Origin of the sequence: Enterobacter sp. WPR_3_1 (assembly GCF_003635055.1) — a bacterium.
In the GTDB taxonomy this organism is placed as follows: domain Bacteria; phylum Pseudomonadota; class Gammaproteobacteria; order Enterobacterales; family Enterobacteriaceae; genus Enterobacter; species Enterobacter ludwigii.
This window is the reverse complement of sequence record NZ_RBXU01000008.1, coordinates 332,817-358,371: the sequence shown is the minus strand read 5'-3', so window position 1 is coordinate 358,371 and position 25,555 is coordinate 332,817. Positions and strand designations below refer to the sequence as shown.

21 protein-coding genes are annotated in these 25,555 nt (G+C 54.6%); 14 read left to right on the top strand and 7 right to left on the bottom strand.

What is annotated here, in order from left to right:
* The first annotated feature begins 82 nt into the window (after positions 1-82).
* Positions 83-919: an S-formylglutathione hydrolase gene (fghA, locus tag BJ887_RS03470; protein WP_014170912.1), complete on the top strand. Its 837-nt coding sequence runs from the start codon at positions 83-85 to the stop codon at positions 917-919.
* Between the two features lie 248 nt (positions 920-1,167).
* Entirely contained in the window at positions 1,168-3,153 is a 1,986-nt protein-coding gene (locus BJ887_RS03465) for a ligand-gated channel protein (protein WP_121339266.1), read from the top strand.
* Positions 3,154-3,206: 53 nt separating this feature from the next.
* On the opposite strand, the gene BJ887_RS03460 is transcribed toward BJ887_RS03465, so the two are convergent.
* Both BJ887_RS03460 and yieE read right to left on the bottom strand, forming a co-directional pair.
* Positions 3,207-4,676, bottom strand: coding sequence for an amino acid permease (locus BJ887_RS03460; protein WP_020883191.1), 1,470 nt, complete (start codon positions 4,674-4,676; stop codon positions 3,207-3,209).
* 171 nt (positions 4,677-4,847) lie between these two features.
* On the bottom strand, positions 4,848-5,714 hold the full coding sequence (gene yieE / locus BJ887_RS03455; RefSeq protein WP_014170915.1) for a DNA-binding transcriptional regulator YeiE: 867 nt from the start codon (positions 5,712-5,714) through the stop codon (positions 4,848-4,850).
* A 98-nt stretch (positions 5,715-5,812) separates the two neighbouring features.
* Here yieE and BJ887_RS03450 point away from each other — a divergent pair, with 98 nt between their 5' ends.
* On the top strand, positions 5,813-6,859 hold the full coding sequence (locus BJ887_RS03450) for a YeiH family protein (protein ID WP_040017996.1): 1,047 nt from the start codon (positions 5,813-5,815) through the stop codon (positions 6,857-6,859).
* Positions 6,860-6,923: 64 nt separating this feature from the next.
* Complete coding sequence (gene nfo, locus BJ887_RS03445) at positions 6,924-7,781, top strand: deoxyribonuclease IV (RefSeq protein WP_014170917.1); 858 nt, start codon at positions 6,924-6,926, stop codon at positions 7,779-7,781.
* A gap of 47 nt (positions 7,782-7,828) precedes the next feature.
* Here nfo and fruA read toward each other — a convergent pair whose 3' ends face one another.
* The 3 genes from fruA to fruB are packed head-to-tail and all read right to left on the bottom strand — an operon-like array spanning position 7,829 to position 11,596.
* Positions 7,829-9,511: a PTS fructose transporter subunit IIBC gene (gene fruA / locus BJ887_RS03440; RefSeq protein ID WP_025203638.1), complete on the bottom strand. Its 1,683-nt coding sequence runs from the start codon at positions 9,509-9,511 to the stop codon at positions 7,829-7,831.
* 16 nt (positions 9,512-9,527) lie between these two features.
* Entirely contained in the window at positions 9,528-10,466 is a 939-nt protein-coding gene (gene fruK / locus BJ887_RS03435; RefSeq protein WP_014170919.1) for a 1-phosphofructokinase, read from the bottom strand.
* Positions 10,466-11,596 (bottom strand): fused PTS fructose transporter subunit IIA/HPr protein, encoded by a 1,131-nt coding sequence (fruB, locus tag BJ887_RS03430; protein ID WP_121339264.1) that lies wholly within the window; start codon positions 11,594-11,596, stop codon positions 10,466-10,468. The genes fruK and fruB overlap by 1 nt, the downstream gene beginning before the upstream one ends.
* Positions 11,597-11,956: 360 nt before the next feature.
* On the opposite strand from fruB, the gene setB reads away from it, so the two are divergent.
* On the top strand, positions 11,957-13,138 hold the full coding sequence (gene setB / locus BJ887_RS03415; protein WP_121339263.1) for a sugar efflux transporter SetB: 1,182 nt from the start codon (positions 11,957-11,959) through the stop codon (positions 13,136-13,138).
* Here the strand turns inward: setB and BJ887_RS03410 are convergent.
* Positions 13,135-13,389: a zinc/iron-chelating domain-containing protein gene (locus BJ887_RS03410; RefSeq protein ID WP_020883186.1), complete on the bottom strand. Its 255-nt coding sequence runs from the start codon at positions 13,387-13,389 to the stop codon at positions 13,135-13,137. The genes setB and BJ887_RS03410 overlap by 4 nt on opposite strands.
* 164 nt (positions 13,390-13,553) lie before the next feature.
* On the opposite strand from BJ887_RS03410, the gene yeiP reads away from it, so the two are divergent.
* Entirely contained in the window at positions 13,554-14,126 is a 573-nt protein-coding gene (yeiP, locus tag BJ887_RS03405; RefSeq protein WP_008500940.1) for an elongation factor P-like protein YeiP, read from the top strand.
* Positions 14,127-14,169: 43 nt separating this feature from the next.
* Here the strand turns inward: yeiP and uxuA are convergent, their stop codons facing one another.
* Positions 14,170-15,360 (bottom strand): mannonate dehydratase, encoded by a 1,191-nt coding sequence (gene uxuA / locus BJ887_RS03400; protein WP_121339262.1) that lies wholly within the window; start codon positions 15,358-15,360, stop codon positions 14,170-14,172.
* A 204-nt stretch (positions 15,361-15,564) separates the two neighbouring features.
* On the opposite strand from uxuA, the gene BJ887_RS03395 reads away from it, so the two are divergent.
* From BJ887_RS03395 to BJ887_RS03360, 8 genes are all read left to right on the top strand, one after another.
* Positions 15,565-17,031 carry a fructuronate reductase gene (locus BJ887_RS03395; protein ID WP_121339260.1) on the top strand — a complete coding sequence of 489 codons (1,467 nt, stop codon included), beginning with the start codon at positions 15,565-15,567 and terminating at the stop codon, positions 17,029-17,031.
* A gap of 123 nt (positions 17,032-17,154) precedes the next feature.
* Entirely contained in the window at positions 17,155-18,141 is a 987-nt protein-coding gene (locus BJ887_RS03390) for a GTP-binding protein (RefSeq protein ID WP_014170928.1), read from the top strand.
* A gap of 33 nt (positions 18,142-18,174) precedes the next feature.
* The gene (locus tag BJ887_RS03385; RefSeq protein ID WP_025203633.1) at positions 18,175-18,888 is read left to right on the top strand and encodes a phosphatase PAP2 family protein; all 714 of its coding nucleotides are present in this window, start codon (positions 18,175-18,177) and stop codon (positions 18,886-18,888) included.
* Positions 18,889-19,304: 416 nt separating this feature from the next.
* Positions 19,305-19,874 carry a bifunctional murein DD-endopeptidase/murein LD-carboxypeptidase gene (mepS, locus tag BJ887_RS03380; protein ID WP_014170930.1) on the top strand — a complete coding sequence of 190 codons (570 nt, stop codon included), beginning with the start codon at positions 19,305-19,307 and terminating at the stop codon, positions 19,872-19,874.
* A gap of 127 nt (positions 19,875-20,001) precedes the next feature.
* Positions 20,002-21,543, top strand: a complete 1,542-nt coding sequence (locus BJ887_RS03375) for a cyclic di-GMP phosphodiesterase (protein WP_063934487.1) — start codon at positions 20,002-20,004, stop codon at positions 21,541-21,543.
* A 77-nt stretch (positions 21,544-21,620) separates the two neighbouring features.
* Entirely contained in the window at positions 21,621-23,426 is a 1,806-nt protein-coding gene (locus BJ887_RS03370; protein WP_121339258.1) for an extracellular solute-binding protein, read from the top strand.
* Positions 23,427-23,435: 9 nt separating this feature from the next.
* Positions 23,436-24,530 (top strand): microcin C ABC transporter permease YejB, encoded by a 1,095-nt coding sequence (locus tag BJ887_RS03365; protein ID WP_014170933.1) that lies wholly within the window; start codon positions 23,436-23,438, stop codon positions 24,528-24,530.
* Complete coding sequence (locus BJ887_RS03360; protein WP_121339256.1) at positions 24,530-25,555, top strand: ABC transporter permease; 1,026 nt, start codon at positions 24,530-24,532, stop codon at positions 25,553-25,555. The genes BJ887_RS03365 and BJ887_RS03360 overlap by 1 nt, the downstream gene beginning before the upstream one ends.

Here is a 25,555-nt window from a genome sequence, read left to right as displayed (position 1 = left end):
CGAAAGTGAAAGTTACTCACAGGTAAATGAAAACTCTGTATTATGGGCCGAGTAAATAGCAATTCGTATTAAGGAGCCCTGCATGGAACTGCTCGAAGAGCATCGTTGTTTTGAAGGTCGACAGCAGCGCTGGCGGCACGACTCCAGCGTACTGAACTGTGCCATGACGTTCAGCATTTTTTTGCCGCCAACTGAAACGGGCGTAAAGCCACCCGTGCTGTTCTGGCTGTCCGGTTTAACCTGTACCGACGAAAACTTCACCACCAAAGCGGGCGCGCAGCGTATTGCGGCTGAACTGGGGATTGCGCTGGTCATGCCTGACACCAGCCCGCGTGGCGATGATGTCGCCGATGATGCCGGGTACGATCTGGGCAAAGGCGCCGGATTCTACCTGAACGCGACAGAGCAGCCCTGGGCACGTCATTACCGCATGTATGATTACATTCGTGACGAACTGCCTGCGCTGGTTCAGGCCGAATTTGAGGTAAGCGACCGCTGTGCTATTAGCGGACACTCCATGGGTGGACACGGCGCGTTGATAATGGCGCTGAAAAATCCGGGAAAATACACCAGCGTGTCGGCATTTGCTCCGATTGTGAACCCCACCCAGGTGCCATGGGGTCAGAAAGCCTTCACCCATTATCTGGGCAGTGACACGGATAAATGGCAGGCGTGGGACAGCTGTGCGCTGATGCTGGCCAGCAACACGGGGGACGCCATCCCGACGCTGATCGATCAGGGCGATGCGGATCAGTTCCTCGCCGGTCAGCTACAACCTGCGGTTCTGGCCGAAGCGGCACGCCAGAAGGACTGGCCGCTGACGCTGCGTATCCAGCCAGGGTATGACCACAGCTATTACTTTATGGCGTCATTTATTGAAGATCATCTCCGCTTCCATGCGGCGCATCTGTTTAAGTAAGTTCCTCCCTTCTTGCCCGGTGGCGCTCCGTCTGCCGGGCCTCAAAACCTATCCCCTTGAATAAAAGCCTGTTTCTTCGATCAACATCAAAACACAAATGATTTCGATTATCATTTGTGTTTACAATTTCACATTCTTTTGTACAATTCCAGGCTCTTCTCCATCACAAAGAGTTCTTACAAGACAAATACATACAGTTCTCAGGGTTACCAGATGGAGTGTTTTTCTTTTTGATATGGAATGTTCAAATGACAATACCACGCGTTACGTTATTAGCTGTTGCCATCAGCGCCGCCATGCTCTCCCCTCTTGCTCACGCAGCCGACCCGGATACCGTGGTGGTGACCGCCACGGGTTTTGAGCAAAAAATCCAGAATGCCCCGGCCTCTATCTCCGTCATTTCAAAGCAGCAGATTGAAGACAAGGCTTACCGCGATGTGACCGATGCGCTAAAAGATGTCCCGGGCGTCGTCGTGACGGGCGGCGGAAGCAGCAGCGATATCAGCATTCGCGGCATGGCGTCCCAGTACACCTTGTTCCTGGTCAATGGCAAGCGCGTCAGCACGCGCAGCACGCGCCCGAACAGCGATAACTCGGGCATTGAGCAAGGCTGGCTACCGCCGCTGGAGTCTATCGAGCGCATCGAAGTGATCCGCGGGCCCATGTCATCGCTCTATGGCTCAGATGCAATGGGCGGCGTAATCAACATCATTACCAAAAAAGTCTCGAATACCAAAGCCTGGACCGGATCGTTACACGGCGATGCCACGTTCCAGGAGAACCATGATTCCGGGGATATCTTCCAGACCAACGCCTACGCTTCCGGCCCGTTAATTGACGGACTGCTCGGTGCAAAAGTGACAGGCCTGCTCTCACGTCGCGCGGAAGATCAGATCCTGAACGGTTTCAATGAGCAGAAAATGCGTAACGGCGGGATCACGCTGAACTTTACCCCGGACGAGCAGAACGATTTTGACCTCGATTTTGCCCGCGAACTTCAGGACCGAAACAGCACGCCGGGCAAGTCGAAAGCGACTGAAACCTGCCGCGGGGCAACCTGCACGCCAAACAGCAAAAGCGAAACCCGCTACGAACATACGACCTATTCCCTTACCCACAGCGGTTACTACAGCGACTTCAACACTACCAGCTACATCCAGCAGGAAGAGACCAATAACCCGGTTCGCAAAATGCGTTCGTATAACACCACTTTCAACAACCAGAACCAGATCTTCCTCGGCGACCATACCCTGACCCTCGGCGGTCAATATCGCTATGAGAAGCTGCGTGACAACGGTAACCAGCTTGAGGCGGCGGACGGGCTCAACAAACTGACGCGCTGGAGCTGGGCGCTGTTTGCTGAAGATGAGTGGGCGATGACCGATAGCTTCACGGCGACCGGTGGTCTGCGTATGGATAAAGACCAGAACTATGGCACCAACTGGACGCCTCGCGGTTATGGGGTGTGGCACCTTGCAGAACAGTGGACGTTAAAAGGGGGCGTTTCTGCCGGCTACCGTGCACCGGATCTGCGTCAGTCCTCCGCCAACTGGGGTCAGGCAACGGGCGGCGGTCGGCTGGATGGCATGATCGTGGGTAACCCGGACCTCAAGCCGGAGAAGAGCCTGAGCGAAGAGATCGCCCTGCTCTGGGATAACAATGACAATCTTAACGCCGGCGTTACGCTGTTCAATACCGACTTCAAAAACAAAATCACTGAAGTACGTCGCTGTAACAGCAGTGCCGACCCTGCCTGTACGATTGGCGGTCATGCCTACGATTTTGTCAGCGACCGGGTCAACGTCGATAAAGCCAACATGCGCGGTGTGGAATCCACTTTCGGCTGGAAAATCACCCGTGATGTTAACTGGACGGCTAACTACACCTATACCGAATCCGAGCAGAAGAGCGGTCAGTTCTCCGGTAAGCCACTGAATAAAATGCCTAAGCATATGTTCAACACCACGCTGGACTGGCAGGCCACGCAGGATGTGGGCTTCTGGAGCCGTCTGAACTTCCGCGGCAAATCTTCTGAGTATCTCAGCCGGACCTCAATGTCACAGGGCACACCGTCTTACACGCAGGTTGATGTGGGTCTGCGTTATAACGCCAACAAGAACCTGCTGGTAACCGCAGGCGTGTATAACGTGCTGGATAAACAGATTGATTACGAGACTTACGATACCGTACTTGATGGCCGCCGTTACACTGTCGGCATGACCTACAGCTTCTGATCGCCAATAAAAAAGCCCGCTCAACCGAGCGGGCTAAAAGAGAGGAAGTGCGGTTATTGTTTTACGCGTCCCGGAAATTCCATTTCACTGTAGCGAACAAAGCGCGTCCCCTTCGTCAGTTTGTAACCAAACCAGATTATCAGGAACAGCGGAATACCGATGTAGGTCGCCGTTACACCACCCCAGTCGATACGGTCCGCAAGGAACGCTTCATAGTTCTGTCCCAGCGTAATAATCAGGCACAGAATGAAGGCGAAAATAGGCCCCAGCGGGAAGAACCCTGAGCGATACGGCAGGTCATTGATGTCATGACCTTGCATAACGTAACCGCGGCGGAAGCGATAGTGGCTGATAGCAATCCCGAGCCAGGCGATAAAGCCCGTCATACCGGACGTATTGAGCAGCCACAGGTACACCGTCTGGTTGCCAAACATGGAGGTCAGGAAGCACAGACCGGCAATCACCGTTGTGGCATACAGGGCGTTACGCGGTACGCCGCCACGGGACAGCTTAGAAAAGATGCGTGGCGCTTTGCCGTCGCATGCCAGGGTATAGAGCATACGGGTAGACGCATACATGCCGGAGTTACCCGCTGAGAGCACGGCGGTCAGGATAACGGCGTTCATCACCGCCGCGGCGGAGAGCAGACCGGCATGCTGGAAGACCAGCGTGAACGGGCTAACACTGATGTCTTTCACATCATTGCGCAGCAGGCTTGGATCGGTGTAAGGAATGATCAGGCTGATAATCAAAATCGCAAACACATAGAACAGCAGGATACGCCAGAATACCTGACGCACCGCGCGTGGAATGTTCTTCTCCGGGTTCTCGGATTCACCGGCAGCAATCCCGATCAGCTCGGTTCCCTGGAAGGAGAAGCCGACAATCATCGCCACGCCAATCATGGCCGAGAATCCACCCGCAAATGGCGCATCGCCAATGCTCCAGTTACTCCATCCTGCAGGTTGAGCGCCTTTGAAAATACCAACGATCATCGCCACACCGACGACGATAAAGATGATGACGGTTGCCACTTTGATCAAAGAGAACCAGTATTCCGCTTCGCCAAAACCACGCACGGAGATGTAGTTGAGCAGGAAGATCACCGCCAGGAACAGCGCACTCCAGATCCAGCCTGGCGTGTCCGGGAACCACCAGTTCATCACCAGCTGTGCGGCGACAAGGTCAACGGCGATAGTAACAGCCCAGTTGTACCAGTAGTTCCAGCCCAGCGCGAAGCCGAAGCCTTCTTCAACGTATTTTTGACCGTAGGTCGAAAACGAACCGGATACCGGCATGTACGCCGCCAGTTCGCCCAGACTGGTCATCAGGAAGTACACCATCAGGCCAATCAGGATATAAGAGAAAAGTGCCCCACCCGGGCCGGCTGCCGAAATTGTTGCGCCAGAGGCAACAAAAAGACCTGTACCGATTGAACCGCCGATAGCGATCATCGTCAGGTGACGCGCCTTAAGTTCGCGACGTAGCGCGGGCGCTTCTGTGGTTTTAATTTCTGAAACCATGTGAAAATGCTGTCCCTTCAACAAATGAGGCGCGATTGTAGCAGACGATACGCGTTCCTTCCGGCAGAAATGCTCAGTTATAAGAGAGCTTCATGACTCGGCCAGGATTATAAGTAAAGCACGCATCTGCATCTCCCCTCTCCCAACGGAGAGAGGATCCGCATTGCGGGTTTACATGTCGCAATAGCGCAGAAAACGCTGCAGCGAGCTGGAAAGGTGTTTCTGACGATGATGAATGCACCACAGCGTGCGCACCAGTTTAGGCAACGGGAGCGGTATTTCGACCAGCGTGCCGGCCTCAAGCTGTTCAGCAATCACCCGCCGGGAGAGACAGCTGATGCCCAGCCCATGACGGACCGCGTGTTTGATGGCTTCCGAGTTGCCCAGCTCCATACTCAGCCGGAAATGCGGCAGGTGAGAGAGCAGCAGGTAATCGACAATTTCACGGGTACCGGAGCCCTGTTCCCGGAGGATCCACTGCGCCTGAGCCAGCCGTTCCAGCGTCACTTCACCCTGTAATAAAGAAGAGGCTGGCGAGGCGAACACCACCAGCTCATCTTCCAGCCAGGGTTCAGCAATGATATCGACATTGTGACACGGCCCTTCAATCAAACCGATGTCCACGCGGAAATCGATCACCGCATTGATGACATCCTGGCTATTGCCAACGCTCATCTCCAGCGGCAGGGTCGGGAAATCCCGGCGATAGCGGGCAATCACTTCCGGCAGAATGTAATTGCCGATCGTACTGCTGGCGTAAACGCGGATGGCCCCGTTCTCTTCGCGGAACAATTGTTCGATTTCAGTCGCCTGCTCCAGCAATGCCAGCGCGCGCGGGTACAGCAGGCGGCCATGTTCATTGACGACCAGCCGTTTCCCCACTCTGTCGAAAAGCTGAACCCCCAGTTGCCCTTCCAGATCGGTCAGGGCCGCGCTTACCGCGGACTGGGACAGCGCCAGCATTTGCGAGGCCTGCGTCGTCGACCCGCTTTTCAGCACTTCGGCAAAAACTTCCAGCTGACGCAACGTAATGTGCATGGTCACTTACCACTTATATAGATTGATTATAAGTATATAATCAATTTTATTTTTAAGCCACAACGCCGTAACCTTTTAGCCAGATAAAGGAGAAGGTTATGTCAGAACACACCTTACAGCATCAACGTACATTGTGGCACTTCGTGCCGGGTCTTGCGCTCAGCGCGGTGATAACTGGCGTAGCGTTATGGGGCGGCAGCATTCCGGCCGTCGCCGGGGCAGGTTTTAGTGCCTTAACGCTGGCAATATTGCTCGGCATGGTGGTGGGAAATACCGTTTACCCCCATATCTGGAAGTCCTGTGATGGCGGGGTTATTTTCGCCAAACAGCATCTGCTGCGCCTTGGGATTATCCTTTACGGCTTCCGCCTGACCTTTTCACAGATTGCGGATGTCGGCGTCAGCGGGATCGCTATTGACGTCCTGACCCTGACCAGCACCTTTTTACTGGCCTGCTTTATCGGCCAGAAAGTGTTTGGGCTGGATAAACAAACCAGCTGGCTGATTGGTGCCGGCAGCAGCATCTGCGGGGCTGCCGCGGTACTGGCAACCGAACCTGTCGTTAAGGCAGAATCCAGCAAAGTGACGGTTGCCGTCGCGACCGTGGTTATTTTCGGTACGCTGGCGATTTTCCTCTACCCGGCCATGTACCCGCTGGTTGCGCACTGGTTTAGTCCGGAGACCTACGGCATTTATATTGGTTCAACCATGCATGAAGTGGCTCAGGTGGTGGCGGCGGGTCATGCCATTAATCCGGATGCGGAAAATGCCGCGGTCATTGCCAAAATGCTGCGCGTCATGATGCTGGCTCCGTTCCTGATTATCCTGGCCGCTCGCGTAAAACAACTCGCGCCGGCAGGCAGCAGCCAGAAGAGTAAAATCACCATTCCATGGTTTGCGATTCTTTTCATCGTGGTGGCGGTATTTAACTCCTTCCACCTGCTGCCGAAAGCCGTGGTGGATATGCTGGTCACGCTGGATACCGTCCTGCTGGCGATGGCGATGGCGGCGCTCGGGGTCACGACACACGTGAGCGCGCTGAAAAAAGCAGGTGCAAAACCGCTGCTGATGGCGCTGGTACTCTTCATCTGGCTGATCGTTGGTGGCGGTGCGATTAACCTCGCGGTACATAGCCTGATGGCATAAACCACTTCATCCTTCTCCTGTTAACCCGCTATCATACGTATTTCGGGTTAACAGGAGTCCCTTTATGAAATATGTTGGAGCGCACGTCAGCGCTGCAGGTGGCCTTGCGAATGCCGCCATTCGCGCCGCCGAAATTGAGGCGACCGCTTTCGCCCTGTTCACCAAGAACCAGCGCCAGTGGCGCGCCGCCCCGCTCACCTCTGAAGTGATTGATGATTTCAAAGCCGCCTGTGAGAAATACCACTACGGGCCGGGTCAAATCCTTCCCCACGACAGCTATCTCATTAACCTCGGCCATCCCGTGCAGGAGGCGCTGGAGAAATCCCGCGAGGCTTTTCTTGATGAAGTGCAGCGCTGCGAGCAGCTTGGGCTGACGCTGTTGAACTTCCATCCGGGAAGTCATCTGATGCAGATTGACGAAGATGCCTGTCTGGCGCGCATTGCCGAATCCATCAACATCACGCTGGATAAAACCCAGGGCGTAACGGCGGTCATCGAGAACACCGCCGGCCAGGGCAGTAACCTCGGCTTTAAGTTCGAACATCTGGCGGCCATTATTGACGGCGTGGAGGATAAATCCCGCGTGGGCGTGTGTATTGATACCTGCCATGCCTTTGCCGCGGGTTACGATCTGCGAACGCTTGATGAGACGAAAAAGACTTTCGATGAGTTTGAACGCATTGTGGGCTTCAAGTATCTGCGCGGAATGCACTTGAACGATGCGAAAAGCGCGTTTGGCAGCCGCGTGGACCGCCATCACAGCCTCGGTGAAGGCAATATTGGCCACGATGCGTTCCGCTTTATTATGCAGGATGCCCGTTTCGACGGTATCCCGATGGTGCTGGAAACCATTAATCCGGACATCTGGGCAGAAGAGATTGCCTGGCTGAAGGCGCAGCAAACCGCTGAACAGGCGGCATAAAAAAAGCCGGGTCGCATAAGCACCCGGCTTTTTTATTGTTTTACCGCTTACGCCGCTTTCGCGACCCCTTCCGCTTCCGGACGTTTCAGCACCGCGTAAGAGAGACCTGCCACCAGCGTACCGGCCACAATCGCCAGCAGATAACCCAGCACTGGCGTGATTGCACCTGGGATCAGCAGCACGAACAGACCGCCGTGTGGTGCCATCAGTTTCGCGCCAACCGCCATGGAGATAGCACCGGTTACCGCGCCCCCCACGATACAGCATGGCAGCACGCGCATTGGGTCACGCGCCGCGAACGGAATTGCCCCTTCGGTGATAAAGCACAGGCCAAGTACCAGGGCGGCTTTCCCCCCTTCCTGCTGCGCTTTGTCGAACTTACGACGTGCAATGATGGTTGCCAGGCCAAGAGCCAATGGTGGCACCATACCGGCCGCCATAATCGCTGCCATTGGCGCGTAGGTCTGGGTACTCAGCAGGCCAACACCGAATGCGTATGCTGCTTTGTTCACCGGGCCACCCATGTCGGTACACATCATGCCACCGAGAATAGCTCCCAGCAGTACCGCATTCGCGGTACCCATGGTTTGCAGCCAGTGGGTCAGACCCGCCAGGATACCCGCTACAGGTTTACCGATGAGGTAAATCATCGCCAGGCCCACCACCAGGCTGGAAATCAACGGGATGATCAGGATCGGTTTCAGCGCTTCCATACTCTGCGGCAGTTTCAGCTTCGAGCTGATAAGCTTCGCAACGTAACCCGCCAGGAAACCGGCAATGATACCGCCGATAAAGCCAGAACCGGTGCTCACCGCCAGCATACCGCCGATAAGACCCGGCGTCAGGCCCGGACGGTCAGCGATGGAGAAGGCGATAAAGCCTGCCAGCACCGGCACCATCAGGGCAAACGCGGAACCACCACCAATCTGCATCAGGGCAGCAGCCAGCGTGCCTTCTTCTTTAAACGCGGTAATACCAAACGCGAACGAGAGGGCAATACACAGACCGCCCGCCACCACCATCGGCAGCATATAAGACACACCGGTCAGCAGATGGCGATAGGCGCCAGCTGACTCTTTCTTACCTTCCGTCGCAGTTTGCGTGGACCCCGTTGCCTGATACGGCTTCGCTTCCACCAGCGCTTTATCAAACTCCTGAGCGGTCTTTTTCAGCGCCAGGCCCGTTGACGTGCGGTACATCGGCTTACCGGCAAATTTCGCCAGGTCCACTTCGATGTCAGCCGCAACCATCACCAGATCGGCCTCAGCCACCTCTTCTGGGGTGATTGCGTTGCCCGCACCAACGGATCCACGTGTTTCAACTTTTACCCACCAGCCGCGTTTTTTCGCTTCGGTTTCAATGGCTTCAGCCGCCATAAAGGTATGAGCCACGCCCGTCGGGCAGGCCGTGATCGCCACAATACGTTTTGGTCCGGACGCGGCAACCGGCGCCGCGACCGGTGCGCTGTAAACAGACGCATGACCTTTCGCTTCGCTCAGGAACAGCTCCGGGTGTGCCACCGCGCGATTGATGTCGCCCAGCCACACTTTTTTGCCATTCAGCGCACTGTCAGCGGGAATTTTATCACCCAGAACAATCACCATTTCGGCGTCGCCCGGGTTATCCGTCATCTCGAGATGTGCTTTGTTCGCCGCCGCTCCCAGCAAGGTCTTCGCCATATAGGCGCGAGCCTGTCCGAGACCGGAGTCAATGATCAGCAGCGTTTTCATTATTCCTCTCCTGCTGTTAGTTAAAAGGTTTTAAGTCAACGCGCGCCATCATCGCGGCTAACTGGGTACGATCGGTAATACCGACATTGCTCTGGCTAACGGCCAGGGCAGCAACGGCGGTGGCAAGACGTAAAGTATGTTCACTGGATTCACGCATCAGCAGGCCATAAATCAGACCGCCAACCATTGAATCCCCTGCGCCAACGGTGCTGACAACGTCAACCGATGGCGGTTTGGCGATCCATTCGCCAGAAGCGTTAACCCACAGCGCCCCTTCTGCACCAAGAGAGATAACCACGTGAGCGATACCCTGCTCGCGCAGCGCATGGGCAGCGTCAATCACATCTTTTAATTCTGGCAGCTTACGGCCAGCCCAGATCTCCAGTTCGCGGCGATTCGGCTTCACCAGCCACGGCGAGGCTTTCAGGCCAGCGACCAGCGCGTCACGGCTGCTGTCAAAAATAATGCATGGGCACTGGCTTCGCAGACGCGTCATCCAGTCGGTGAACGCTTCCGGGCTCACGCCGGACGGCAGGCTGCCGCTGACGCAGACCATGTCGAACTGACCAAGCCAGGTCAGAGAATCGTTCACGAAGCGCTCCCAGTCTGACGGAGTCACCTCGAAGCCTGAGAAGTTCAGATCGGTCACTTCGCCGTCTTTCTCCGTCAGCTTGACGTTGATACGGGTACGGCCCTGAACCACCTGAAAACGGTTAGCAATCCCCAGCTCGCTGAACAGCTGCTGGAAACCATCCTGGTTATCTTTACCGAGGAATCCGCCCACGGTGACATCGATACCGAGATCCTTGAGCACTTTCGCGACGTTAATCCCTTTACCTGCAGCATGCAGGCCAGTGGTACGCACGAGGTTTACTTCGCCGCGCTCAATCTCCGGGCAAAACCCCACCAGGTCATATGCCGGGTTCAGCGTAATAGTCGCAACACGTCTGCTCATTATGCGCCCTCCCCCAGACCTGCCGCGATGGCGTCGCCAATCGCTTTCAGCGCCTGTTCAGCATCAGCACCCTGTGCGGTAAAGCGCAGACGGTGACCTTTCTTCACGCCCAGCGCGACAACTTTCATCAGGCTACGGCCGTTGGCCGGTTTGCCCGTGCCATCAAGGTTAGTCACGGTAATCTCACTTTCGAATTGTTTAATGGTATTCACCAGCATGGTGCCAGGACGGGCATGCAGGCCGTGCTCGTTACGCACTACAAACTCAGCGGTCAGCACGTCATCAGTCAGCACATCATCGCTGGTCAGCAGCGCCAGCAGCGTGCTTGCGTCAGCGTTCAGCAGTTTTTCAGCCTTGTCATTCAGCAGCAGATCGCCAAGACGTTTTAGCGCGGAAACCGGCTGTTCATCGGTCATAGCGACGGTGACCAGCATCGCAGCGTGCGCGCCCTCAATGTCAAACGCGTTGGCCGCGCGGCTCACCGCGATAGCGCTGCGCAGGTTGCCTTCAGCACTGTCGTTCAGCCAGATACCTTGTCCCAGGTTCAGCGGCTTCTCATTGATAACGCGCGTGATAAAGGACGCGTCTACCGCACCGGCTTCTTTCAGACGGCCTGCGTTCAGCGCCTGCAGCGTGACCAGATCGCTCGCCACAACATCCAGGGTCAATGTTTCATTATCCAGTTTCAGCGCTTCACTCTGTTTTTCGCCCATCAGCAACGCGCGCAGCTCTTCCGCAGTCGTCGCGGACTTCAGCTGTTCAGCCACCGAATCATCGCTCAGCACATGCGTCAGCTGACGCAGCAGGCCCAGGTGCTCGTCGCTGCTGGCAGCGATACCGATTGCCACGTAAGCAACCTGACCGTCGCCCCACACCACACCCTGAGGGAACTGATAAACCTGAACGCCGGTTTTCAGCACCTGATCGCGGGTGTCCGTTGTACCGTGCGGAATGGCAATGCCATTGCCGAGGAAAGTGGAGGTCTGCTGCTCGCGCGCCAGCATGCCGTTAACGTAGCCGTCCGCGACATTACCCGCCTGCACAAGGGCAGCGGCAACCTGGCGAATGGCCTCTTCTTTGTTCCCGGCCTGAGCGCCCGGGTGGATATCCTGAACAGATAACTGGAACATGGTTCTCCTCTCCTGCTGAACTTGAATCGTTTCAGCTTAAATGAGAAAAAATGCGCTAGCCTGCTCCGTTTGTTAAAACAAGATAGCGCTGAAACGTTTCAAAAAGTCTTGCGCTTTCTGCTTAACCTTGCAAGAAAAGTTACAAATGGCGATGCAGAATTTAGAGATACAGCACATTTCTTCTTCGCTCAGCTGAATCTTGCTGACGTTCAGCAAGTCAGTTTCAGCTAAGTTCAGCCCGAGCCTGTTAATTGAAATGGCATTTTGATTTTTCGTGGCGAAATTGACCGCAGTACCTGTTTATTTTCTGACAAGCGTCGTACACTCCGCGTCTCTTTATGACTTGCTGATACTGAAAGTATGCATAACACCCCTGCCGCCGCCTCGCCAAAACCCTTTGATTTGACGTCCACGGCGTTTTTGATTGTTGCCTTCCTTACCGGCATTGCCGGGGCGTTACAGACGCCCACGCTGAGCCTGTTTCTGACCAATGAAGTCCACGCCCGTCCGGCAATGGTTGGCTTCTTTTTTACCGGCAGTGCCATCATCGGCATTCTGGTGAGTCAGTTTCTGGCGGGACGTTCCGACAGAAAAGGCGATCGTAAAAGTCTGATCGTCTTTTGCTGCCTTCTCGGGGTGTTTGCCTGCGTGTTGTTTGCTTTTAACCGCAACTATTTCATCCTGCTGTTCGTGGGGGTGTTCCTGAGCAGCTTCGGTTCCACGGCGAACCCGCAGATGTTCGCCCTCGCCCGCGAGCACGCCGACCATACCGGTCGTGAAGCGGTGATGTTCAGCTCTATTCTGCGTGCCCAAGTGTCGCTGGCATGGGTCATTGGCCCGCCGCTGGCGTATGCCCTGGCGATGGGGTTTGGCTTTACGGTGATGTACCTGAGTGCGGCTGTCGCGTTTGTGGTGTGCGGCACCATGGTGTGGTTCTTCCTGCCGTCGATGCGCAAAGAGCCCAAAGTGGCTTCAGGCGTACTGGAAGCCCCGCGCCGTAACCGTCGTGATGCGCTGCTCCTGTTTGTTATCTGTACGTTGATGTGGGGAACAAACAGCCTTTATATTATCAACATGCCACTGTTTATTATTGATGAGCTGCATCTGCCAGAGAAGCTGGCGGGCATTATGATGGGAACCGCGGCCGGGCTTGAGATCCCGACCATGCTGATCGCGGGCTATTACGCGAAGCGTTTCGGAAAGCGTTTTTTAATGCGCATCGCGGCTGTCGCAGGACTGCTGTTCTATATCGGTATGCTGACGGTGCACACGCCAGGACTCTTGCTGGCACTGCAGCTTCTCAACGCCATTTATATCGGCATACTCGCCGGGATTGGCATGCTCTACTTCCAGGACCTGATGCCAGACCAGGCAGGCTCCGCCACCACCCTTTATACCAATACCACTCGCGTGGGCTGGATTATTGCAGGTTCAATGGCCGGCATCGTGGCCGAGATCTGGAGCTATCACACGGTATTCTGGATTGCGCTGGTGATGTGTACGCTGACGATAGGGTGTCTGGCGCGAATTAAGGACGTTTAAGGGGCGGTGAGCGCTTCCAGCTCAAGAAGGTAAGTGATCGCCTGCGTGCGCGTGCTGCCGCACATCTCCGCGGACGGCTGAAGGCCGGAACAGACTTTCGGGCGCAGCGGGGAACCAAAGATCATGCACAGGTTATTTTCAGCAAGCTGCACACAGCGGGTATTGGCAGGTTTGCCGTCCGGCATGCCAGGAATGGGGCTTGAAATGGACGGTGCGGTACAACACGCGCCACAATCGGGACGACAATCCATACAGGCTCTCTTTCGCTGAAGAACGCCCGCGCAGTCGGGCATTGCGCGCACAGTAACACCTTTTGTGTATTGATAGCAAAAGCCACGAATTCCGCTTGCCTGAAAGGCCGAGCACGAGTAATTTGGCGCGATATTTTTTACCACCCGTAAACAGGATTACTGCAATGCCAAGAGCGAACGAAATTAAGAAAGGTATGGTACTGAATTACAACGGCAAGCTGCTGATTGTGAAAGATATCGATATTCAGGCCCCGAGCGCCCGTGGTGCAGCAACGCTGTACAAAATGCGTTTCGCCGATGTGCGTACCGGTCTGAAAGTGGAAGAACGTTTTAAAGGTGACGATATCGTTGATACCGTGACCCTGACCCGCCGCTATGTTGATTTTTCCTACATTGATGGCAACGAATACGTGTTCATGGATAAAGAAGATTACACCCCGTATATCTTCACCAAAGATCAGATTGAAGAAGAACTCCTCTTTATTCCTGAAGGCGGGATGCCTGACATGCAGGTTCTGACCTGGGATGGCGTGCTGCTGGCGCTGGAGCTGCCGCAGACCGTGGATCTGGAAATCGTGGAAACGGCTCCGGGCATCAAAGGTGCATCCGCAAGTGCCCGCAACAAACCAGCAACCCTGACGACCGGTCTGGTGGTGCAGGTGCCAGAATACCTTTCCGCGGGCGAGAAAATCCGCATCCATATTGAAGAAAAACGCTATATGGGTCGCGCAGACTAATGCGATATTCGCCCGGTGGCACAACGCCACCGGGCAACAGACGTTACAGCAGTTCCGGGTATTTCGTCATCTTCAGCGCCAGCTCAACGCCCCGGACTTCCGCCATGCCTTTCAGACGACCAATCGCCGAATAACCTGGGTTCGTTTTCTTACGCAGATCGTCCAGCATCTGGTGACCATGATCGGGACGGAACGGGATAGGACGAACGTCACCCGCGTGCTTACGACGTACCTCTTCCGCCAGAATCGCATCCACTACCGCGACCATATTCACATCGCCGCCCAGGTGCGCTGCTTCATGGAAGGTTTTTGGATTATCCTCACGGCAGGTCGCACGCAGATGCGTGAAGTGAATACGATCGCCGAAGGTTTCAATCATCTGCACCAGATCGTTATCCGCACGCACGCCATAAGAGCCGGTACACATGGTGAATCCGTTATAGATACTGTCCACGGTCTCTTTCAGCCACTGCATATCTTCAATCGTGGACACGATTCGCGGTAAACCGAGAATAGGACGCGGTGGATCGTCCGGGTGCACAGCCAGACGTACGCCCGCTTCTTCCGCTACCGGTACGATAGCGCGCAGGAAAAACGCCATGTTTTCACGCAGCTGGTTTTTATCAATATTCCCGTATTCCGCCAGTCGCGCGCGGAACTGATCCAGCGTATAGCCCTCTTCAGCGCCCGGCAGGCCAGCAATAATATTGCGGGTCAGCTTTTCAATCTCGTCGTCACTGGCTGCGTTAAACCACGCGAGCGCCTGCTGCTGCTCTTCAGCCGTGTAATCGGCTTCTGCACCAGGACGTTTCAGGATGTGCAGCTCAAATGCGGCAAAGGCAATCTGATCGAAACGCAGCGCTTTTGAGCCGTCCGGCAACGTGTACTCAAGATCGGTTCGCGTCCAGTCAAGAATGGGCATGAAGTTATAGCAAACAGTATCAATACCGCAGGCCGCCAGGTGACGAATGCTCTGCTGGTAGTTGGCAATCCAGGTCTGATAATCACCTGAATGGGTTTTGATATCTTCGTGAACCGGGATGCTTTCCACCACAGACCAGGTCAGGCCTTTTTCCGCCAGCAGCGCCTGACGCTTTTTGATTTCTTCAATCGGCCATACCTGACCATTAGGAATGTGATGCAGCGCCGTCACGACACCCGTTGCGCCAGCCTGACGCACATCATCAAGAGAAACCGGATCGTTCGGCCCGTACCAACGCCAGGTTTGTTCCATTGCCTCACCTCTAAAGTTGTTATACCAATATGGATGACTACGATGACGACTACCATACATGTTTGCCGTAAAGGGTCAACACACCGCCACACATTGATTGATCAAACTCACACTTCGGGGATATTTACGGCTCACCAATTTTATTTGCTGTCATATAACTTTACACTGGCGTTGTTAATTAATGGTTAATCAGGTGTGTATTTCATGAAGACAATTGCCTCCACATCGCTTCCTGCCCATGTCCAGCTCCCTCGCTACGATCGTAAGCAGTTACGCTCTCGCATCGTCCATTTTGGCTTCGGCGCATTTCACCGCGCGCATCAGGCCTTGTTAACAAACCGGGTGCTGAATGAGAAAGGCGGCGACTGGGGTATTTGTGAGATTAGCCTCTTCAGCGGCGACGTGCTGATGAGCCAGTTGCGCGCACAGGATCATCTCTTCACCGTGCTGGAAAAAGGGGCGGAGGGAAACCAGCCGATCATCGTCGGTGCCGTCCATGAATGTCTGAACGCAAAACTGGATTCTCTGCCCGCCATCATTGAGAAATTTTGTGAACCTCAGGTCGCCATTGTGTCGCTCACCATCACAGAGAAAGGTTATTGCATCGATCCCGCCACCGGTAATCTGGATTTGCACAACCCCCGGATCGTTCACGATCTGGAGACCCCGTCTGAACCGCACTCCGCGCCCGGGATCCTGGTCGAGGCGCTCCACCGCCGCCGTGAACGCGGTTTGTCCGCTTTTACCGTCCTCTCCTGCGACAACATCCCTGATAACGGCCATGTGGTGAAAAACGCGGTATTAGGGATGGCCCAGAAACGCGACCCGGCGCTGGCAGAGTGGATTGATTCACATGTGAGCTTTCCGGGGACCATGGTCGACCGAATTGTCCCCGCCGCGACCGAGGCGTCGCTGGCAGAAATCACGCAGGAGCTTGGAGTAGAAGATCCTTGTGCTATCAGCTGCGAACCGTTTATTCAGTGGGTAGTGGAAGATAACTTTGTTGCCGGACGCCCGGCATGGGAAGTGGCTGGCGTACAAATGGTGCATGACGTGCTGCCGTGGGAACAGATGAAATTGCGCATGCTCAACGGCAGCCACTCTTTCCTCGCGTATCTGGGCTACCTCGCCGGGTATGCGCACATTAACGAATGTATGGAAGACACCGCGTTTCGCGAAGCCGCACGTCGGTTAATGCTGAATGAGCAGGCTCCTACGCTGCGTATTAAGGATGTCGACCTCACGGCTTATGCCGACAGCCTGCTTGAACGCTTTGCCAATCCGGCACTGCAGCACCGGACCTGGCAAATTGCGATGGACGGAAGCCAGAAATTGCCGCAACGCATGCTGGATGGGATCCGCATCCATCTTGAACGTAAAACCGCGTGGCCGCTGCTGGCCCTGGGCGTTGCAGGCTGGATCCGCTACGTCAGCGGAACCGACGAGCGTGGCGACGCGATTGATGTGCGCGATCCGCTGAGTGATAAAATCCGCACCCTTGTTGCAGCCAGCAGCGACGCTGAGCGCGTCAACGCCCTGCTGGGGCTGAGTGAAATCTTTGGTCACGATCTCGCACAAAATAGCCTATTCGTGGAGGCCATCAGCCAGGCCTATCAGCGCATCGCCCGCCATGGCGCGCGTCAGGCTGTTATCGAAACGTTAAATATTTAGCGATTATTGCGCTTAAGGCGAACGGCGATTGCCTCCGTTCGCCCTCCCCCTTCTCATTGCGCCCGTTTTTCGCCAGGATGATGGATAATTGTTATAGCATCACAATTATCGACTGGAGCGCACGTGACCAAAACCAACCTCATTACCGGTTTTCTCGGCAGCGGTAAAACCACCTCAATTCTCCACCTGCTGGCCAATAAGGATCCGGCAGAAAAATGGGCCGTCCTGGTCAATGAATTTGGCGAAGTGGGTATTGATGGCGCATTACTGGCAGACAGCGGCGCGATGATCAAAGAGATCCCCGGAGGCTGCATGTGCTGCGTAAATGGTCTGCCAATGCAGGTCGGGCTGAATACGCTGCTGCGTCAGGGCAAACCAGACCGTCTGCTGATTGAACCGACCGGGCTGGGTCATCCGAAGCAAATTCTCGATTTACTGACCGCGCCGGTCTACGAGCCGTGGATCGATCTGCGTGCCACGCTGTGCCTGCTGGACCCCCGTCAGCTGCTGGATGAAAAAGCCGTGACCAACGAGAACTTCCGCGACCAGCTCGCCTCGGCAGATATTATCGTCGCCAATAAAGAGGATCGCGCAACGGCGGAAAGCCAGTCCGCGCTGGAGACATGGTGGCAGCACTTCGGTGGCAACCGTCAGCGGGTGCAGACCACCCAGGGGAAAATTGATAACGCCCTGCTTGACCTGCCTCGCCTGAACCTGGCGGCGCTCCCGGCAAGCGCGGAACATGCCCACAGCCATCCGCAAAAACAGGGTCTGGCTGCCCTGAGTCTGCCGGAGCACCAGCGCTGGCGTCGTAACCTTAACAGCGGCCAGGGCTATCAGGCCTGCGGATGGATTTTCGATGCGGATACCGTATTCGACACCATCGGCATACTCGAATGGGCCAGACTGGCTCCGGTCGATCGTGTTAAAGGGATCATGCGCACACCGGACGGGCTGGTGCGGATCAACCGTCAGGGCGAAGATTTCTTTATCGAAACGCAAAATGTGGCGCCACCTGATAGCCGAATAGAGTTAATTAGTGCGGTTAACGCCGACTGGAATGCCCTGCAGTCCAGCCTGTTGAAGCTTCGTTTAAGTTTGGGCGGCTAACGTTGCCCCAGATTTCACTCTATGCTGAATGTTATGACGACTCGACTTCCCCTGATATTACTGCTTAATGTCGCCGGTCTGGCGCTCTTTTTCTCCTGGTATATCCCGGCGAATCATGGTGTCTGGTTTCCGCTGGATTCTGCCATTTTTCACTTCTTCAACCAGGAACTGGTGAAGAGCGAAGCCTTCCTGTGGCTGGTTGCTATCACGAATAACCGCGCCTTTGACGGCTGCTCGCTGCTGGCGATGGGCGGCCTGATGCTCTCTTTCTGGCTGAAAGAGGACAAAACAGGACGCCGCCGTATTCTGATTATTGGTTTGATGATGTTGCTGCTTGCGGTGGTAATTAACCAGCTGGCAACGGCCATTATTCCGGTTAAGCGTTCCAGCCCAACGCTCTTCTTCCCCGATATTTATCGCGTCAGCGAGCTGCTGCATATTCCAACGAAAGATGCGTCGAAGGCCAGTTTCCCGGGCGATCACGGAATGATGCTGCTTATTTTTTCCGGCGTGATGCTCCGCTATTTCGGCCGAAAAGCCTTTGCGATAGCCCTGATTATTTTTGTGGTTTTTGCCTTCCCACGGGTAATGATTGGTGCTCACTGGTTTACTGATATTGCAGTCGGTTCGCTCTCTTCTGTGCTGGTTGCGCTGCCGTGGTGTCTGATGACACCGCTGAGCGACAAGATAATAGCCGTGTTCGATCGCTACCTCCCCGGCAAAACGCAACAAATCAGAAACCAATAATTAACCTTAATTAACACTATGCATCAGGGATCGTTTTGATCCTTGATGCGCTTTTCTCCCCTTTCACCCCCTCCCGTCATCATTTCGTCACAATATTCGTGATAAAAATGAATGTGTTGCACGGTTTTTAACCTTGATCGTGCGCTTTTTGAACAATTATCAATTTTTACTTTCTGTATCACAATTTCTTATAAAAAAAAGGCTTTTTTTGCTCGCAATACCCCAGGCAATCGGTTAATCTCGAACTCGTTTTGCCCCATAGAGATAATTATTTCGCTGGTGAATAAATTTGTGCGCTACGCCACAAATGTGATCAGAAAGAATTGTCTCATTGTGAACAGATAATTAGTCTCGTCACGTTTGGCATTTTTTATAACGATATTTGTCGTTAAGGACTTCAAGGGATAATAAACAAAATGGTCAAATCTCAACCGATTTTGAGATATATCTTACGGGGGATCCCGGCGATAGCAGTGGCGGTACTGTTATCTGCATGTAGTACATCGAACACCGCAAAGAATATGCATCCTGAGACGCGTGTTGTGGGAATGGAAGATTCCTCGTCACTGCAAGCCTCTCAGGATGAATTTGAAAATATGGTACGTAATCTGGACGTGAAGTCCCGTATTATGGACCAGTATGCTGACTGGAAAGGCGTGCGTTATCGTCTTGGCGGCAGCACCAAAAAAGGCATTGATTGTTCCGGTTTCGTACAGCGTACTTTCCGTGAGCAGTTTGGGTTAGATCTTCCGCGTTCAACTTACGAACAGCAGGAGATGGGCAAGTCGATTTCACGCACTAAACTGCGCACCGGGGATTTAGTCCTGTTCCGTGCGGGTTCGACAGGTCGACATGTTGGCATCTACATTGGCAATGACCAGTTTGTACATGCCTCCACCAGCAGCGGTGTGACCATTTCCAGCATGAACGAACCTTACTGGAAGAAGCGCTATAACGAAGCGCGCCGCGTACTGACCCGCAGTTAAAATAATCATTGTATCGTTGGTTATCCCTTGGCCGGCGATATGATAAAAAAAAGCACTGCTTCGGCGGTGTTTTTTTTTGCCCGTTACACTGAATACATTCAGCGGCAATCCAGGAACCACGACGTCTATGTTCACCCGCTACTTCTCCAGTAATCGCAAGATACTTTTCCTCAGCCTTATCACCGGCCTGATCACAGCCCTGCTCCTGGGTTCATTGCAATTTTTCTGGAGCTACCACAAGCGGGAAGTCAGATTCGACACCCTGATTGACGACGTGAGCATCTACATGGAAAGCTACTTCGATGAGTTGAAAAGCTCTATCGATCTCCTTCAGCCGCTCACGCTGAACAGTTGCCACGACGTCAACGCTGAGCTGACCTCTCGCGCGGCCTTTAGCCTTAACGTGCGCGCCTTTTTGCTGGTCAGGGATAAACTGGCGTACTGCTCTTCAGCCACCGGTCCGATGAACGTCCCGATGGAAGAGCTGATACCTGAGCTGCGCATCGATAAACAGATTGATATGGCGTTACTGCCGGGTACACCAATGATGCCGCACAGACCCGCGATTGCCATCTGGTATCGAAATCCGCTGGTGAAGGACGGCGGCGTGTTTACTTCGGTAAACATCAACCTGACTCCGTACATGCTTTACACCGCACGCCAGAACGAGTTCGCGGGCATTGCCATCATCATTGGCGACAATGCGTTGTCGACCAGGTCCGCCACACTGGTTAAGGCACAGGATTTACATGAAACGCCGGCACGCACCGCGACCCTAAAAGAGGTTCCGCTGACGATCAAACTGTACGCCGAAGAGTGGACGAGCGATGAAATCCTGTTCGCGGTGTTCTTTGGACTGGTCTGCGGGATCGCGGCCGGCTCGCTTAATTTCTATATCCTCACCACGCGTCTTAACCCAGGCAAAGAGATCCTGAGCGCCATTAAACGCGGCCAGTTTTATGTGGTGTATCAGCCTGTTGTGGATGCAGAGACGCTGCAAATGCGTGGTGTCGAAGTCCTGATGCGCTGGAAACACCCGACGATGGGGGAAATTCCGCCTGATGCCTTTATCAACTTCGCCGAAGCGCAGAAGCTGATTGTGCCGCTGACGCTGCATCTTTTTGACCTCATCATCCGCGACGCGCCGGTATTACAGACCCTTCTGCCACCGGGCGCAAAACTGGGCATTAACATTGCGCCGGGGCATCTGCATGCGGAAAGCTTCAAAGAGGATATGCGCACTTTCCTGGACTTAATGCCGCCGGATCATTTCCAGATAGTGCTGGAAATCACCGAGCGCGACATGGTTAACCATCGGGAAGCCAACAATCTTTTCGAATGGCTGCACAATGAAGGCTTTGAAATTGCGATTGATGATTTTGGTACCGGCCACAGTGCGCTGATTTACCTTGAGCGTTTCACCATGGATTACATCAAAATTGACCGGGGTTTTGTCAACGCGATTGGGACGGAAACCGTGACCTCCCCGGTGCTTGATGCCGTACTCACCCTGGCAAGACGACTGAATATGTCGACCGTCGCCGAAGGGGTGGAGACGCCGGAGCAAGCAGCCTGGCTACGCGAACATGGCGTTGTTTTCCTTCAGGGTTACTGGATTAGCCGCCCGATGCCGCTGGAGCAGTTCCGCCAATGGCAGCCTGAACGTTGAATGATTTCACATTGCCCGTGACGTCACTTATTATTCAGCTTAACTGAGCCGGTCAGTCGAAAGGGAGCCGCCGCGAGATGCTTATGCGCTTTATGTTGCTGCTGTTGGCATTAACGAGCCTGTCCAGCCAGGCGCAAACCATCAAAGAGAACATCGCGTTCTCTGTGATTGGTGAGCCAAAGTACGCGGTCAATTTTACGCACTTTGATTACGTCAATCCTGCCGCGCCAAAAGGCGGAAACGTGACCCTCTCCGCCACGGGGACGTTCGACAACTTCAACCGCTTCGCCCTGCGCGGCGTGGCGGCAGCGCGAACAGAATCGCTCTACGATACGTTGTTTGTTACGTCTGATGATGAACCCGGCAGTTACTACCCGCTGATTGCGGACAACGTGCGTTACGCGGATAACTTTGCGTGGGCGGAAATTTCGATTAACCCACGGGCGCGTTTTCACGATGGGACGCCGGTCAAAGCCAGCGACATTGCCTTCACATTTCACAAATTTATGACTGAGGGCGTTCCCCAGTTCCGCATTGTCTATAAAGGCGTTACGGTCAAAGCCATTGCCCCGCTCACGGTGCGTATTGAGCTGAGTGAGCCGAATAAAGAGAACATGCTCAGCCTGTTCTCCCTGCCCGTGATGCCTGAATCGTTCTGGAAAAATCACAAACTTAGCGACCCGCTCTCCACACCCCCGCTGGCGGGTGGCCCTTACCGCATCACCGACTGGCGCATGGGGCAGTATGTTGTCTATTCCCGGGTCAAAGACTACTGGGCGGCAAACCTGCCGGTAAACCGTGGCCGCTGGAATTTTGATACCCTTCGCTACGATTACTACCTTGACGATAACGTGGCATTTGAAGCCTTCAAAGCTGGTGCGTTCGATATGCGCGTGGAGAGCAGCGCTAAAAACTGGGCGACACGGTATATCGGCAAAAACTTCGCTAACGGGTATATCGTTAAAGACGAGCATAAAAACGCGTCCGCTCAGGATACGCGCTGGCTGGCGTTTAATATTCAGCGTCCGGTATTTACTGACCGCCGGGTGCGGGAAGCCATTACCCTGGCCTTTGATTTTGAATGGATGAACAAAGCGCTATTTTACGGCGCTTACAGCCGGGCAAATAGCTATTTCCAGAACACTGAATATGCCGCTCGCGATTACCCAAAAGCGGACGAACTTGTCCTGCTGGCACCGCTGAAAGCAGAACTGCCACCGGAGGTGTTCACGACGGTATTTCAGCCTCCGGCGTCAAAGGGTGACGGCTACGATCGCGACAACCTGCTTAAAGCCAGTAAACTGCTGGATGACGCAGGCTGGCCACTGAAGAATAAAAAACGCGTCGATTCCAGAACGGGCAAACCGTTAAGCTTTGAGCTGCTGCTTGCGTCCGGAAGCAACGATCAGTGGGTGCTGCCATTTAAGCACAATCTTGAACGGCTGGGGATTACCATGAACATTCGCCAGGTCGACAACGCGCAGCTCACCAACCGCAAACGCAGCCGTGATTACGACATGATGCAAACCCTGTGGCCCGCGCAGCCGTGGCCCAGCTCAGATCTGCAAATCTCTTGGGCATCCAGCTATATCGACTCCTCCTACAATGCGCCGGGGGTGAAAAGCCCGGCGATTGATGCCTTGATTGCGAAAATTGTGGCGGCGCAGGGTGATAAAGAAAAACTCCTGCCGCTGGGACGCGCCCTCGACAGGGTCTTAACCTGGAATTACTACATGCTGCCAATGTGGTATATGGGCGAAGACCGGCTTGCGCGCTGGGACAAGTTCTCCGAGCCTGCCGTACGCCCTGTCTATTCACTGGGCTTCGACACCTGGTGGTATGACGTTAACAAAGCCGCCAGACTTCCCGCTGAGCGGCGATAAGGAATCATCATGGGTGCGTATCTGATCCGCCGTCTCCTGCTGATTATCCCGACCCTCTGGGCAATCATCACGATTAACTTTTTTATTGTGCAAATCGCGCCCGGCGGCCCGGTCGACCAGGCTATTGCAGCCATTGAATTTGGCAACAGCGGCGGCATGCCTGGTGGCGGTGGCGAAGGAATGGGCGCGAGCCATGCCCGCACCGGCCTGGGAAATATCAGTGAAAGCCATTATCGCGGCGGACGTGGCCTGGATCCGGAAGTCATCGCCGAGATCACCCATCGTTATGGCTTCGACAAACCGCTTCACGAGCGGTATTTCAACATGCTCTGGGACTACCTCCGCTTTGATTTTGGCGACAGCCTGTTTCGCAGCGCGTCAGTTTTAACATTGATTAAGCAAAGTCTGCCGGTGTCGATTACCCTTGGGCTGTGGGGAACGTTGATTATTTATCTCGTCTCTATTCCCCTGGGGATCCGTAAAGCGGTTCACAACGGCAGCCGCTTCGATGTCTGGAGCAGCACGTTTATCATCATCGGCTATGCCATTCCGGCGTTTCTGTTTGCCGTTCTGTTGATTGTCTTTTTTGCCGGTGGCAGCTATTTCGATATCTTTCCGCTGCGGGGGCTGGTGTCAGCGGATTTCAGCACCCTGCCCTGGTACAAGAAGATCACCGATTATTTCTGGCACATCACGCTGCCGGTGCTTGCGACCGTCATTGGCGGCTTTGCGGCCCTGACCATGTTGACCAAAAACGCCTTTCTCGATGAAATCCGTAAACAGTACGTTGTGACTGCCCGTGCGAAGGGCGTCGGCGAAAAGCAGATCATGTGGAAACATGTCTTTCGCAACGCCATGCTGCTGGTGATTGCCGGATTTCCTGCCACGTTCATCAGTATGTTTTTTACCGGCTCGCTGCTGATAGAGGTGATGTTCTCCCTCAACGGACTGGGCTTGCTGGGATATGAAGCCACCGTGTCGCGCGATTATCCGGTCATGTTTGGCACACTTTATATCTTCACCCTGATTGGCCTGCTGCTGAATATCATCAGCGATATCAGCTATACGCTGGTTGATCCCCGAATTGATTTTGAGGGTCGCTGATGCCGCGTTTAAGCCCCGTCAACCAGGCCCGATGGGCCCGTTTTCGCCACAACCGCCGCGGCTACTGGTCGCTGTGGATCTTTGCCGTCCTGTTTGTCTTAAGCATGTGTTCGGAATTGATTGCCAACGATAAACCGCTGCTGGTGCACTTTAACGACCGCTGGTATGTGCCCGTTCTCACCCAATACAGCGAAAGCGATTTTGGTGGCCCGTTTGCGACGCCCGCTGAATATCAGGATCCGTGGCTTCGCCAGCAAATTGAACAGCACGGCTGGGCACTCTGGGCGCCGGTGCGTTTTGGCGCAAACAGCATTAACTTTGCGACCACCACCCCCTTCCCTTCCCCGCCTTCCGCGCAAAACTGGCTGGGAACGGATGCCAACGGCGGCGATGTGCTGGCACGCATCCTCTACGGCACGCGGATCTCGATCCTCTTTGGGCTGATGCTGACCGTCGTTTCCAGCGTGATGGGTGTGGTAGCAGGTGCCGTTCAGGGCTACTACGGCGGGAAAATCGACCTGTGGGGCCAACGTTTTATTGAAGTCTGGTCAGGCATGCCGACGCTGTTTCTGATCATTCTGCTTTCAAGCGTGGTACAGCCAAACTTCTGGTGGCTGTTAGGCATTACCGTCATCTTCGGCTGGATGGCGCTGGTAGGCGTGGTGCGGGCGGAATTCCTGCGCACCCGTAATTACGATTACATTCGCGCTGCCCAGGTGCTGGGGGTGAGCGACCGCGGGATCATTTTCCGCCATATGCTTCCTAACGCCGTGGTAGCGACCCTCACCTTCCTGCCGTTTATTCTGTGCAGTTCCATCACTACCCTCACCTCGCTTGATTTCCTTGGCTTCGGGCTCCCTCTCGGTTCCCCGTCGCTCGGCGAGCTACTGCTGCAGGGCAAGAACAACCTGCAGGCACCGTGGTTAGGCATCACCGCCTTTCTTGCCGTGGCCGTGCTGCTTTCACTGCTGATTTTTATTGGCGAAGCCGTGCGCGATGCTTTTGATCCCAACAAGGCGGTATAA